The following is a 13,990-nucleotide window of genomic DNA, read 5'->3' as shown; positions in this document are numbered from 1 at the left end:
TTTATTTGTAATTCCGTATCAGAGGGGAGAAAATGTTGTCGAAGAGGTATTGGCTGAGAGGGCATATAAGAATGATATTGAATATGAACGATCGTAGTGAATGCAGGGGAAAAACTGAGTATTTCTTCAGACCGGGCAGACGCTGTCGTATCAAGGGGATATACGGCGGCTACCATCCGAACTCAGCTGCCAAAGATTGAACTGCGCGTGACAGGATTTGATATAGTCAGAGCGGTGAACGAATGTATTGAGAAATATAAATGCCGAAAAATCAAGGTGGTAGGTACGTTTAATATGGTATACGGAGCTGATTCCATCAATGATATCTATAAGGATGTAGATGTCAGCTGCTGCATGCTGGACCAGGAAGAATATCTGGAAGAGACGCTGAGACGGCTTCAGGAGGGAGGGACAGAGGCGTTTGTAGGAGGAAATTCTCTGTATAAAAAAGCGGAGAAGCTGGGTATACCGGCTGTTATGCTGGGATTTGGACGGGAATCGGTTAACAAATGCGTTGACGAAGCAATACGGGCAGTAGAAATCAGGCGAAGTGAACAGGCCAAAAGCGCCAGGATCCAGACGATTATGGATTACACGTTTGAGGGTATTCTTTCGACGGATGTGGAAGGCAGAATTACTATGGCAAACCAGTACGCCCAAAACATTCTGGCAGCTTTGGGGGAGGAGCTGGCTGGAAAACGGATTACACAGTATTTTGAATCTCTTCCGATACAGAATGTTCTGAAAAAGGGCGAGCGTTTTTTGTCCGAGATGTATCAGCTGGAACGAATGGTGGTATCGGTAAACTGTGTTCCTCTCGTAATCCGCGGGGCCATTATAGGAAGTGTGACAACATTTCAGGACATTACGCAGATTCAGGAGGAAGAGGAAAAAATCAGAAAGCAGCTCCATCAGAAGGGCTTCGTTGTTAAATACAAATTTGAAAATATCATATGCAGTGACAGTAAAATGATGGAAACAGTCCGCATGGCGGAAAAGTTTGCAAACTCGGATTCGAATCTTTTTATTTATGGGGAAACAGGCACCGGTAAGGAATTATTTGCTCAGAGTATCCACAATGCCAGCAGCAGGAAAAGCGGGCCATTTGTAGCCATTAACTGTGCGGCTCTGCCGGAAAATCTGCTGGAAAGCGAACTGTTCGGCTATGTAGAAGGTGCCTTTACAGGGGCGGTCAAGGGCGGGAAAAAAGGTCTGTTTGAGCTGGCTCATAACGGTACGATTTTTTTGGATGAGATCGGAGATATGTCGCTGAAGCTTCAGGCCAGACTGCTGCGCGTCATTCAGGAAAGAGAGATCATGAGGCTGGGAGATGACCGCGTACTGCCCGTCAATGTCCGCGTAATATCTGCTTCGAATAAGGAACTTTACCAGGAGGTGGAAAAAGGGGAATTCAGGGAGGACCTGCTGTATCGTCTGAATGTGCTCTGTCTGTCCGTTCCGCCGTTGAGAGAACGGGGAAACGATATTTTGATTCTCATGGAGTATTATATAGAGAAGACCCGGAGCAAGACAAACTGCATCCTGCACGGGATTGACCAGGAGGCCAGAAAAGAAGTCCTTCAGTATGACTGGCCAGGGAATGTCAGAGAACTCAGGAATTTCTGTGAACGGCTGAGCGTAATCTGCGACAGACAGACTGCAGGGAAGAAAGACGTTATGGCGGCCCTGTATGGAGGAAGAGCTCATTTTCCAAGAGAGAGGATGGAATACGGAACAGAAGAACGGATCGTTCGGGGATTTGGCTCCAGTGAAAAAGAGGAGTTGATGGAAGCTTTGAAACGATGTAATTACAGCAGAAAGAGAACGGCAGCAACCCTTGGAATCGATACGAGTACTTTATATAGAAAAATTAAAAAGTATGGGATTCATCTGTAGAAAGTTCAGGCAATCGAGGAAATTATGACTATAATGCAATAATACAATGCATAAACCATGCAATCATGCGTCAGCGGCGAGTGGCGATTTGACAAAAAAGGCGGATTTCCGCCTTTTTTTAGTTGGCATTTCTTTTGCTGTATATATGGTCAGATAAGGAAAGAGATAAATAACAGCATGAGATCAAATGGCCATAAATGATGTACAGCTGGAACCAGGAGGAGAATAAGATGATTTATCACAATTTATATGACAGACATAAGGGAGAGGTAACGACTGCCGGGCTGATCGGTACGGGGCATTTTGGCATTGCAGTGATCGGGCAGTCAGCTATGCAGGAACAGCTCGCGATTGCAGCCATTGCAGACAGAAATATGTCGGCCATATGGACGGCTGCTGAAAAAGCAGGAATTCCAAAAGAGAACATAGCCGTTTGCGAAACGGCAGAGGAAGCGAAATCCTGGTGGGGCACCGGAAAGGTAATTGCAGCAACAGACCCGATGATTCTTATGGAAATCCCATTAGATACAATCGTAGAGGCAACCGGTAATCCTGAAGCAGGTGCAAGATACTGCATGGCGGCAATTGAACGCGGGAAAAACGTGGTTATGGTAAATAAAGAAGTGGATTCCTGTGTGGGCCCCATATTAAGAAAAAAGGCAGAAGAAAAGAACGTCGTCTGTACACCGGTTGACGGTGACCAGCATGGAGCTCTAATGCAGATGATTGAATGGGCGAGAGATTTGGGCCTGGAAGTAATCTGCGCAGGAAAAAGCCGGGATGCAGAATTTATTTATGACAGAGAAGCCGGTACGGTTACGGTATACTGTGATGGGGGAATCACGATTCCTGAGACGGTAACAGCAATGCTGTCGAAAGAGGAATGCCGGTATATGGAGACCATGACCGATGAAGAAATAGGAACTTTTTTGAAAAAGAGAAAAGATCTGCTTCATGAACTGGATCCAAGAGGCGGCTTCGATCTCTGCGAAATGGTCATAGCAGCAAATTCTTCCGGACTTGAACCTGATACTTCTTTGCTATATGACGAAATCTGAGGACGCCTGAAATACCGAAGGTTCTATGTGAAAAGAAGAATGGAGGCATCCTTACGAAAAAAGGCGTGATAGAGGTTGTGACAAATCTTCATGAAAAAGGGGAAGCAGGTCTTGGAGGCGGAGTCTTTTTAACAGTTCACAGCGCGAATCCATATTCACAGATGATATTGGCAACGAAAGGCTGTCTGAGCAGTTCGGATGGAGAAGTATCCCTGATTTACCGGCCTTACCATTTATGTGGAGTGGAAGCTTCCAGTACACTATTATGTGCAGGTCTGCTCCATGTGGGGACGGGTTCAAGAGTTTATGAACAAAGATACGACATTGTTCAGGAAGCAAAGACCGATCTGAAAAAGGGCGAGATTATGGGAAGCGATCACGATACACGGCTTTTGACCCATATGGTGGCGAAATCTCCGGTGAAAGGGAGAGGACCGATACCGGCGCACATGTTAAATGGAAAAAAACTGGTCTGTGATGTGCCTAAAGGGACTGTGATAACTTACGATATGGTCGAAGAGCCAAAGGACAGCATGCTCTGGAAGCTGAGAAGAGAACAGGATGATATGAACATATAAATGAAAGACTATATATAAGGAGGAAAGAAAAATGAAAAAAACGTGGTATGCACTGGCAATGGCAGGATTTATGCTGGCAGGATGCGGACAAGGGGCAGCAAAAGAAACGAAGGCTCCTGAATCGGAAGCTAAGACAGAGGCAGCTTCAGAGGCAACAAAAGAAGGAACGTCTGAGGGCGCAGAAGAGGAAAAGAGTGAGGCACCAGCAGCTGCATGGGAAATGAAAAAAGAAGCGGAATACGTAGTTCCTGCAAACCCAGGCGGAGGCAGCGATATCAGCGCCCGCGTAATTGCAGAAATTGCTCAGAAGAATAAATTTGCGGAAAAGAATCTGATGGTTGTCAATAAACCAGGCGGAGCATGCGCAGTTGGATATAATTATGTGGGAACGAAGAAAGGGGATCCATATACACTTCTCTCCCTGCATTCTGGTAATATTGTAGTTTCGGAAGTGAACGGATGGGAGCAGAAATGGGATGATCTGACGGATATTATAGCAATTATGGCCTTTGACGATGTTACCTTATGTGTCAGAACGGACGGCCCTTACCAGACCATAGAGGAACTGCTGGAAGCAGCCAAAGAAAACCCTGGGACTTTGAAGTTTGGCTCTGACCAGAGAGGCAATACGTCACAGCTGGGATATGAACTGATTAAAAAGTATACGGGTGCCGATTTCAACTATGTGCAGTTTGACAGTTCAGGAGATGTTGCTACAGCGCTTCTGGGAGGCCATGTCGATGTTGGAATCCTCAATCCCTGCGAATGTATTTCTCAGGTAGAATCAGGAGATTTCAAGCCGGTCGTAACATTTGCTCCGGAGAGAATCACAGGTGAATATTTCAAAGACGCGCCTACGTTTGTAGAAACGGGATATCCGGAAGTTACATTCAGAGAGTACCGCGGAATCTCCGGCGCGAAAGATATGCCTGCAGAAGCACTGGCTTATTACGAAGATATGGCCGAAAAGATTGTGGAAACAGACGAATGGAAAACGGGATATCTGGAAGCAAACAGCCTTACGCCGGCGTTTATGGGGCACGACGAGGCAACACAGTATATCAAAGATGACATGGAGAAAGTTATGAATATCTTTACGGAAGTAGGATATTTTGACGAAGCAAAGTGAGGTAGAATACATTGAATATTTTATTTTCCATATTAGCTATTCTGACAGGGCTGTATTGGATGATAAAAGGAACGTCATATAAACTCTGGGTCAATCATGGCCCAGGGGGAGGCGTTTTTCCGGTGATTGCCGGCCTTCTGATCGTCGTATTTGGGATTGTATATCTGATCGGAGAAATCAGAAAGAAATCGGTTGTAAAATTTGAAATACGCATGGTTTATCCAATTGCTGCCGTTTTGGCTGCCGTTCTCTTCAGCTATGCAGCCGGACTGATTGCAGCTCTCAGCCTGTTTGTAACCGGATGGCTGAAATGCTTTGAAAAATACGGCTGGGTAAAATCCATATGCCTGGGGGCAGGAACGGGACTTGTTCTCTTTTTGATATTTGATTATTGGCTGAAGATTCCGGTTCCGGTCGGGAAAATTGCAGAATTATTCAGTAGTTATTAAGGGGGCGGGGAAAATATATGGAAAATATAGGTTTATTAATGCACGGTTTTACGCTCGCAGTCAGCCCGGCAAATCTTGGAGCGGCGCTCTTTGGAGCTGTCATAGGTCTGATTGTCGGGGCAATGCCGGGATTGGGAGGCATTACGGGAGTATCCCTTCTTCTGCCGCTTACATACAGCATGAATCCGACTACAGCAATTATCATGCTGGCTTCCCTTTATTATTCAACTATGTACGGCGGCAGTTTCAGCGCGATTCTTCTTAATATACCAGGGGATTCCCCTGCCGTTATGACGGCCCTTGACGGCAATATGATGACGAAAAAGGGGATGCCGGGAAAGGCTCTGGCTACCTCCAATATTTCATCGTTTATCGGCGGTACAATCGGCATTATTTTGCTTACAATTTCCGGTCCGATCCTGGCCGACTTTGGGCTGAAGTTCGGTCCGCCGGAACTTGCGCTGCTGATTATCTTTGCAATGACTTCTATCGGATGGGTTCTTGGAGACAATCCGGTCAAGGGGCTTTTAGCTACGGGAATCGGTTTAATGCTGGCCACGGTCGGAGTGGATCAGGCGGCTGGGCTCTCCAGATTCAGTTTTGGAAATATTAACTTACTGTCCGGAATCTCATTTATTCCTATGGTAATCGGGGTATTCGGATTCAGCCAGGTCATCGAAATGGCAGTGGCTAATAAAAAGGATGATGGGGAGAAAGTATCCATAAGCCGAAAAGACTGCGTCCTGACAAAAGGAGAAATGAAAAGGGTACTGCCGATCGCTCTAAGGCAGGGATTTCTCGGCACCTTTATCGGAGTTATGCCGGGAGCAGGCGCAACGACATCCGCTTTTTTATCGTATATTATGGAAAAGAGGATTAACAAAAACCGCAGTGAGATGGGAAAGGGATGTATTGAGGGCGTAGCGGCGCCGGAAGCATCCAACAATGCGGCGGCAGCAGGCGCGTTTGCACCGCTTCTGACGCTGGGGATACCAGGAGGTTCCACAACTGCCGTCCTTATGGGCGGGTTGATGATGTGGGGACTGAGGCCAGGACCAACACTGTTCCGTGACAATCCCGATTTTGTATGGCCGCTGATTTCTTCCATGTATCTGGGCAATATTATCTGTCTGGTAATTGCATTCTCATGTATTCCGATTCTGGTGCGTGCAATACGCGTTCCGAACGGGGTTCTCATTCCGATTATTACGGCAATCTGCGTAATGGGCGCTTATGCGACGGCAAATAACATGTTTCATGTTTATTTTATGATTGGAGCAGGAGTGGTGGGATATCTCATGAAGGTTTCCGACATACCGGCGGCCCCCATGCTTCTGACCTTTGTTCTGGCTCCCATGCTGGAAAAATACGTACGCCAGTCATTCGATATGACGCGCGGAGATGTGTCGATTTTCTTCCGCGGCGGGATCTGTTGGTTTTTCATTATTTTAACGGTGCTGATGTGTGCCGTTCCGGTCCTGAAGCCGCTGGCAGAAAAAATTAGAATAAATAAAAGAAGTTAATATGCAGTATAAACAAGAGTGCTGCAGCGAGACTATGAAGAAAAGTTTGTAAACGAGATTTTTTTATGGGTAAGGAAGGGCAAAAGGCTTGAATACCAGGCTTTTTGCCCTTGTTTTATATAGAACAGTATCCCAATTCCCAAAAACATGGTACAATGTTTACAAAGCAAACATTGTACCTGCGCATACCGGTCTCTGCGTACACCGCAGAAACCCGAGCGCTGAGTTCTGTCGGAGGTACCGTATTCGCGCAGCGGATATGGTACAATAATCTTAAATAGCGGCGCGCGTCGGTGCTGTAGTGCAAAATCAAACCGGCGTGGTATGATAAGATTTCCGGATCTGCAGTCACAAAATTGCAGAGGGCGGTTGATAAGCGGACGGATCTGCCTGAAGGCGGGTCCGTCTTTGCAAACGAGGCAGTTCGGGGACGGGACAATTTCTTTGGGAATAGAGAGGTGCTTCTATGGCGGAGAATAGAACGTTTGAGTTTTACGCATTCATCAGTTATAAGAGAGAAGATGAATATTGGGCAGGATGGCTGCAGCGGCAGTTGGAGACCTACCGGATCCCGTTGGTGATCCGCAGACAGCACCAGGATGTGCCGGAAAAGATATACCCAGTCTTTCGCGATAAGACCGATCTGATAGGCGGAAAAGTGTTAAACCAGTTACATAAGGAGCTGGAGGATTCCAGATTCCTGATTGTCATCTGTTCACAGAACAGCGCTAAATCCTCCTGGGTCAACGAGGAGATCAGGCATTTTATCAGGTTGGGGCGAGAGGACTATATCATCCCGTTCGTGGTGGGCGGGGAGCCAAATGCAGCAGACCCGAAGCGGGAATGTTTCCCGGAAGCGCTGCGGGCAGATGTCCAGTCGGAGCTTTTGGGGATCAGTGTGGAGGAACTCGGCAAACGGAAGGCATTTTTGCGGGTGGAGGCTACGCTGCTCTCCCTGAAATTTGATCAGCTTATCATGCGGGATCGCAAGAGGCAGTTAAAATGGCGGCTCCTGGCGGCTGCATCAGCCATTCTGGCAATGGCAGCGTCAGCGGCCGGCCTGTGGTACGAACTGCCTCACAGCGCCTACTACAGGGACTATCTCTACAAAAATGAGGTGCCTGTTGGGATAGGCCGCCTGTCTGGCAAAGAAAGGAAAAGCCTTTACGCCAGCTATCAGATCGTGACGAAAAAGGGAAAGGTTGTCAGCCTGGAGTGTCAAAATTCCATCGGTAAGCCAATGATCTCTACCTATACCGCTAATGAGGAAGCGCCAGTAACGGCCAACTTTTTTTACGAGGAGGATCAGCTCTCCAGAGTGGAGTACAGGGATGAGAACGGACGGGAGGTGATGGTCAAGGACTACACTTCCAATCTGAAGGCAGTGGATTTTTTGCAGTCCGGCGACAGCAGCCAGGTCATGACGCTGGCCTCCAATCAGACAGACTTGGACGACATATACTACAGCTCAGGTATGAACAGATACCAGAATTCCCCCAAGAGCCAGATCACCAGACATTTAAATACATACGATGAGAACGGCTACCTGATCCAGGAGCTTTATATGCGTGACAACTTAAACACACCGGCCAGGGATGCGAACGGAATTTGCGGAAAGCGCTATGAGCGGGATGCAGAAGGGAAAATTGTAAAGATCGTGTACTTGGATGAAAACGGCCGGCCAAAGAGTTCCCGGTACGGAATAGCCGGTGTTAAATACACTTACGATGCCATGGGACGCCAGGTGACGGCCAGCTATTTTGACGTAGAGGAAAACCCAATACCGGGAGAAAACGGTTATGTTACCACAAGCCTGGTCTACGATGAAATCGGCAATGCGGTAGAATGGGACTATCTGGATGAGAACGGGAAACTCTTCAACTCTAAATCTGAGGGGGCGTTTTCGAAACTTACCTATGATTCGGATGGATTTACTGTAAGCCAGAGGTACTTTGACGAGAGTGGTGAGCCGATATTTGAAAAGTTAACGGGTACTCACGGAACTGCTGCTTTTTACGATGAGAATAGGAATCAGAATGAAATATGCTACTATGACGCCGATATGCAGCCGATGAGCAACAATTGGGGCTACGCAAAGATCAGATATAAATATGACAGTAAGGACCGGATCGTGTGGTATCAGGTGCTGGATCAAGAAGGAGCTCCGGTTTATGAAAACAGCACCGGCGTCAGCGGCGCCCGGTATGAATATGACGAAGACGGCAACTTGTCTTTAGTAACTTATCTGGATGAGAATGAGCAGCCGGTCCTGTCAAAATTCGGCTATGCTACTGAAAGAACGAAGCGCGATGAGACAGGAAGAATCGTGAAGCAGTCTTTTTTTGACGAGCAGGGAGAGCCGGTTCGCGGCAAAGAAAACTATGCTGTGATCCAGTACGCATACGACAGAAACGGAAACCTGTTAGAAACCCTGTATCTGGATGAGAGCGGTAACCCATGCATGTGCATCGATGGCAGTGCCAGTGTCACCTGCGAGTATGATGAGGGCGGCAATAGAATCTCTGAAGCCTACTTTGACGAACTGGGACAGCCGGTGATCGGGAAACTGGGATACCATATGATGCGCATGGAATATGACGCTACAGGAAACTGTGCAGAGGAAGCCTACTTTGACACTCAGGAAAGCCCCATGCGGATATCCAGCGGATATGCGGCCATAAGATACGCCTACGACAGTTACGGAAACGAGACGGAGCGGTCCTACCACGATGTGGACGGAGAGCTTACCCCGGCTTTCGATGGAATGCCGGGGGCTGAGCGGCTGGAATACAGCTACGACGGCCGCGGAAACTGTGTGCGTGTCACTAAGATATCAAAAAGCGGAATGTTTCCTGAACCGTCTTCCTACACCACACTGGTACATGAATATGACAAGTGGGACAATCTGACAGCGGAGAGTTATCTGGATGCAGATGGAAATTCCTGGTCTGATGAGGATGGGGTGGCTCTTTATTCCTACTCTTACGATGAGCAGAACCGGCTGGTACTGATGCGGATGTTTGACGATGCCGGACATCCGGTCGCCGCTTCCGGATACGCGGCCAGGCGGGACGAATATGACGGGAAAAACAGAATTGCCGCCAGAATTTACTATGGGGAAAAGGGCGTTCCGGTTAAGAAAAATATACTTTATACTATGCGTTCCATCTACGATGACAGGGGAAACTGTACGGAAATTTTCTATGAAGATAAAGACGGCCGTCCCACTGATATTGTCACAGGATATTACAAAGCGAAGTGGGTATTTGATAAGGTGGGCAATCAGCTGGAAGAAGCGTACTATGATAAAGCAGGAGACTTGTGCGAAAGCTCCGACGGTTACGCCAAAGTTGTGTTTGAGTACGATTCCCGGGGAAATATAGTGGAATTCAGATATTATGACAAGAACGGAGAGCCGGCCATGGCAGGGAAGGGGTTCTTTCGGGCAGTCATAGAGTACAGCCCCCAGGGTTGGAGGCTGTCCTCCATATTCTACGATGACAAAGGGGAGCTGATCAAAGAGGAGGCGTGCAGGGTTGAGTATCGATATGATGCCTGCGGCCGGGAGCAGCAGCGGATACTCTATGACAGCAGCGGCAGCGAGATATACAGGGACTATTACATGATCAGGATTAGCGGGCTGGTTGCCGGCCGGCAGGGTGAGGAAGCCGGTTTAGAGAAATGGGACTGCCTGATTCAATATAACGAATGGAATCTGTATGATTTTGAGAATATCCTGGATGCAGGAGAAGCCTTAAACCGCGTGTTACAAAGTGACCAGGATAAGGAGAAACTTCTGGTGATCGGCCGGTTGGCCGAAGGAGAAACGATGAATTTTATGGAGATCCGTTTGGAGCCGGGGCTGCTAGGGGTCATTTTCAAGGAGCAGCAGTGCAATCCGGAGGAGTATGAGTCGTTTCGCGGCCAGTATGACTATTATTTAAAAGCAAAATGAAACATGGAAAAACAACAGAAAGTCAGAAACGTTATGGAGAAGCTGTGCCGCCTTGTAGCGGCGGAATGGAGATTGCAGCAAGAATAAATAGAGGCGCTGAGAGATGGCTTACACCAGTCTTTCAACGCCTCTATTCGTTATATACTCTAATGAATATTATTATTTTTCTCTGCAGATATGTTTACCGTGAGAAGGACTTCCCAGCAGTTTGCCGTCCTTGGCTACAATCTGTCCGCGGACAACCGTCATTACCGGCCAGCCCTTAAAGGTACGCCCCATATAGGGAGACCATGGACATTTTGAGTGAATCGTTTCTTTTGTAAATTCCTTTTCCAGACTGAGATCCACGATAGTTAAATCAGCATCATATCCAGTCCGAATCTCGCCCTTGGAAGGCAGACGGTAGATATGGGCAGGATTATAGCTTGTCATTCTCACGACGTCTTCCAGAGAGAGTTTTCCTTCATTAACTCCCTGCAGGAATACAGCCAGTTCCGCTTCCAGACCTGGGATGCCATTGGGCGCCTTCCAGATGTTATCGCTTCCTGCTTCTTTTTCCGCGACCGTAAATGGGGAGTGATCGGAACCAATGGAGTCGACATACCCCTTTCCGATTAAATCCCACATGAGGAGCCGGTTTTCCTCTTCGTGCATGACAGGAGTAAATTTAAGATACGGGCCCTGCTTTTCAAAGTCGTCAGTGGTGAAGGTAAAGTATTGAGGGCAGCTTTCCGCCCACACATGCACTCCTTCTTCCTTTGCTCGGCGAACCTCCAGGAGCCCCTCTGCTGTAGACACATGGGGAATCATTACCCTGGCGCCGGTCTGCTTGGCAAAAAACAGGGCGCGCCGGATTGCTTCCACTTCTCCAAAGCCCGGACGGCTGTGATTGAAGGAAAGCCGGTCGGTTCTTCCGGCAGCTTTCATGCGCTCTTCGTTCATTTTAATAATTTCATCATTTTCACAGTGAATAATGACGATGGCATCTTCTTCCTTTGCCAGTTCCAGAGTCTCATACAGAGTCTTATCTGTAACAAATCCCATATTTGCAGAGGCGTAGCACATAAAAACTTTGATGGCAGTGACGCCGCTTTCCCGCCAAAGCTCCCGCGCATGAGAGAAACTGCCGGCGTCCAGGCTCCGTGAATGCCATAGTCCACGTATGCTCTGTCTTTATAGGCCTCGAGATTTTTCTTATATGCATCTAATGTAAAAATAAGAGGATCATTTGTAGGCATCAGCACAACGGTCGTAACGCCGCCCGCTGCACAGGCCGCAGTACCGTGAAGCATGTCTTCCCTGTCCGTATGACCTGGGTCCTCAAAATGAACATGGGCATCAATCATTCCGGGAAGTACATATTTTCCTGATAAATCAATCACCTCTTTTGCCTCAGGCTGTACGTCAGGAGATAGAATATGTGTGATCTTTTCTCCTGTAATTCCGATATTTCCCGCAAACCGGGAATCCTTAGTTACAATTGTGCCATTAATAAACAGTTTATCCAGCATGAGATATCTCCTTTCATTTCTCGAAAATAGTTCCTTTATTAAAACTTGGACTTAATGCGGTATATTTGGTCAGAAGATAATAAATAAGCGATGTGGGGATCAGACTGACAAACCAGGAGACGTTGATGAAGATCAGCCCGATTACAGCTCCACAGGTAATGGCTATGATACCTCTCCAGTTGATGCCTACAAAAGGCCCGGTAGGGCTGTACAAATCCTGAATATCCAGATTCCTGCGCCTGAACAGATAGTAGTCCGTTACAAGGGCAGAGAAAATGGCTCCGAAAAAAGCAGTACATATTTCAATAAAAACAAGGAACGCACCCACAGAAGCAATTTTCCAGGGGAATGTTGCAATGGATAAAAATACACAGATCGGAGCGGCTATTTTGTAGTCCATTTTTGTTAAGTCGATCAGCACATAGCTTGCGGGAACGAGATTGTTGTACAAATTTGTCGTAATCTGTGCGAATGCGATAAAAATAAGGGAAACAATGAGCACAGGACTGTTGGGGAGCGTCTTGGTGAAAAGCTGGATTGGGTCCCATTCCCCTGTAATGCTGGCTGTCATAAGGCCGATTAATCCTAAAAACATATTGGTAGGAACAAAGGCGATCCAGTGAAGCACAGCGGTAAACGGCGTTTTGACAGACTTAGAGACGTCCTTCATAAAGTCGGAAATATTCGTTACGATCGTTGTGGAAAAGCCGATACTGGCAGTAATTGCCGTAATAAAGGGCATTCCCCATGAGCCTTTATATTCAATAAGATTTTCTGATATGCTGGCTCCGAAGTTTGTAACGATAATGTAGGTCATATATACGACCGAAAAGAAAATGACAAAAACACCAATATTTTCAATCCACTTGACGCCTTTGAGACCTGTGTAGGCAAGGATAGCCTGAATGATGACAAAACCAATAAAGACAACAATCAGATTGTCATAATGGAACATGCGGGCTGAAATTACATTGACTGCGGAAGCGCCGACCCAGCTCTGCACACCAAACCATACAAGTGCAGGGATACCGCGTAGAAGGGCCGGAAGCTTTAGGCCTATCGTGCCGAAGACAGGGCGGGCCTGAACTACATAGGGAATACCATATTTATGGCCCGGAGCACCATTGATAGTAAGTACAATAGCAGTCAGAGTTAAACCGATTAACAGCGCCAGGAATGCCTGAACAAGATTTAAACTTCCTGCAGGAGGAACCAGACTGGCCCCTACCATGAATATGGCTACAGAAATATTTCCTCCGATCCAGGCGAATGTATAGGAAACAGGATCCATAACTCTGGTGTCGGATGGACGTAACTGGTCTTTTGAAATGTCATAGGCTGTCTTGTTTTCTTGGCTCATACGTACTCCCCCCTATTTGAACTGGCTGTTATAATCGAGTCCTTCTTTCAAAATATCTTCTCTCATCGGTGTATGGATATCCAGCAGTATGGATTGATCCTCCAGACAGAGCGTGCTGTGAATTTCTCCTTTGTCGGCAAAGCACATATCGCCTGCTTTCATAATTGATGTTTCCCCTCCGCAGGTAATTTCAAAACTTCCCTTTACAATATAAATTCCCTGCAGATGGTCTGGATGGCTGTGAGGAGACACTTCAGAACCTTTCGCAAAGGTCATTTCTACAGCCATAAGCGGCTGACGATATCCCAGCATACGCTGGCTGACACCGCCGCCTTTGTCGGTAAACAGGATTTCTTCAGGTTTTACAATCATAATGTTGCTTCCTCCTTTTTCTAGTGAGATGCTTATATACCTACTTGTATATCACGTGATATATCAATAATACATAAGAAAAAATGTATAGTCAATATACATTAACTACAATAATAGACAAAATATTTGTGCATATTAGTCAAAATAAAAGAAAAAGAC

The 13,990-nt window shown here is 46.9% G+C and carries 11 protein-coding genes; 7 read left to right on the top strand and 4 right to left on the bottom strand.

Annotated elements, in window-relative coordinates; all coding sequences use genetic code 11:
- Positions 1-96: 96 nt before the first annotated feature.
- The 7 genes from DXA13_RS06395 (at position 97) to DXA13_RS06365 (ending at position 10,588) form a co-directional block, all read left to right on the top strand.
- Positions 97-1,896: a sigma 54-interacting transcriptional regulator gene (locus DXA13_RS06395; protein WP_243009007.1), complete on the top strand. Its 1,800-nt coding sequence runs from the start codon at positions 97-99 to the stop codon at positions 1,894-1,896.
- A 230-nt stretch (positions 1,897-2,126) separates the two neighbouring features.
- Entirely contained in the window at positions 2,127-2,954 is an 828-nt protein-coding gene (locus tag DXA13_RS06390; RefSeq protein ID WP_181995551.1) for a hypothetical protein, read from the top strand.
- Entirely contained in the window at positions 2,951-3,532 is a 582-nt protein-coding gene (locus DXA13_RS06385; protein WP_347559738.1) for a hypothetical protein, read from the top strand. Before DXA13_RS06390 ends, DXA13_RS06385 begins: the two co-directional genes overlap by 4 nt.
- A 31-nt stretch (positions 3,533-3,563) precedes the next feature.
- Positions 3,564-4,661, top strand: a complete 1,098-nt coding sequence (locus tag DXA13_RS06380) for a tripartite tricarboxylate transporter substrate binding protein (protein WP_118242589.1) — start codon at positions 3,564-3,566, stop codon at positions 4,659-4,661.
- A gap of 11 nt (positions 4,662-4,672) precedes the next feature.
- Positions 4,673-5,110 (top strand): tripartite tricarboxylate transporter TctB family protein, encoded by a 438-nt coding sequence (locus DXA13_RS06375; RefSeq protein ID WP_118242587.1) that lies wholly within the window; start codon positions 4,673-4,675, stop codon positions 5,108-5,110.
- Between the two features lie 17 nt (positions 5,111-5,127).
- Positions 5,128-6,633, top strand: coding sequence for a tripartite tricarboxylate transporter permease (locus DXA13_RS06370; RefSeq protein ID WP_181995550.1), 1,506 nt, complete (start codon positions 5,128-5,130; stop codon positions 6,631-6,633).
- A 466-nt stretch (positions 6,634-7,099) separates the two neighbouring features.
- Positions 7,100-10,588, top strand: coding sequence for a TIR domain-containing protein (locus tag DXA13_RS06365; RefSeq protein WP_118242584.1), 3,489 nt, complete (start codon positions 7,100-7,102; stop codon positions 10,586-10,588).
- Positions 10,589-10,747: 159 nt separating this feature from the next.
- Here the strand turns inward: DXA13_RS06365 and DXA13_RS06360 are convergent, their stop codons facing one another.
- Genes DXA13_RS06360 through DXA13_RS06350 form a run of 4 tightly spaced genes read right to left on the bottom strand, consistent with a single transcriptional unit; the run spans position 10,748 to position 13,831 of the window.
- Complete coding sequence (locus tag DXA13_RS06360) at positions 10,748-11,632, bottom strand: amidohydrolase family protein (RefSeq protein ID WP_278287032.1); 885 nt, start codon at positions 11,630-11,632, stop codon at positions 10,748-10,750.
- Complete coding sequence (locus DXA13_RS22345) at positions 11,527-12,099, bottom strand: dihydroorotase family protein (protein WP_278287031.1); 573 nt, start codon at positions 12,097-12,099, stop codon at positions 11,527-11,529. Before DXA13_RS22345 ends, DXA13_RS06360 begins: the two co-directional genes overlap by 106 nt.
- 13 nt (positions 12,100-12,112) lie before the next feature.
- Positions 12,113-13,459: an NCS1 family transporter gene (locus DXA13_RS06355; protein ID WP_118242582.1), complete on the bottom strand. Its 1,347-nt coding sequence runs from the start codon at positions 13,457-13,459 to the stop codon at positions 12,113-12,115.
- A 12-nt stretch (positions 13,460-13,471) separates the two neighbouring features.
- The gene (locus tag DXA13_RS06350; RefSeq protein ID WP_118242580.1) at positions 13,472-13,831 is read right to left on the bottom strand and encodes a cupin domain-containing protein; all 360 of its coding nucleotides are present in this window, start codon (positions 13,829-13,831) and stop codon (positions 13,472-13,474) included.
- Positions 13,832-13,990 lie beyond the last annotated feature (159 nt).

It is taken from the genome of Clostridium sp. AM58-1XD, assembly GCF_003464085.1.
Classification (GTDB): Bacteria; Bacillota; Clostridia; order Lachnospirales; family Lachnospiraceae; genus Lachnoclostridium_A.
This window is presented reverse-complemented; position numbering and strand designations above follow the sequence as displayed.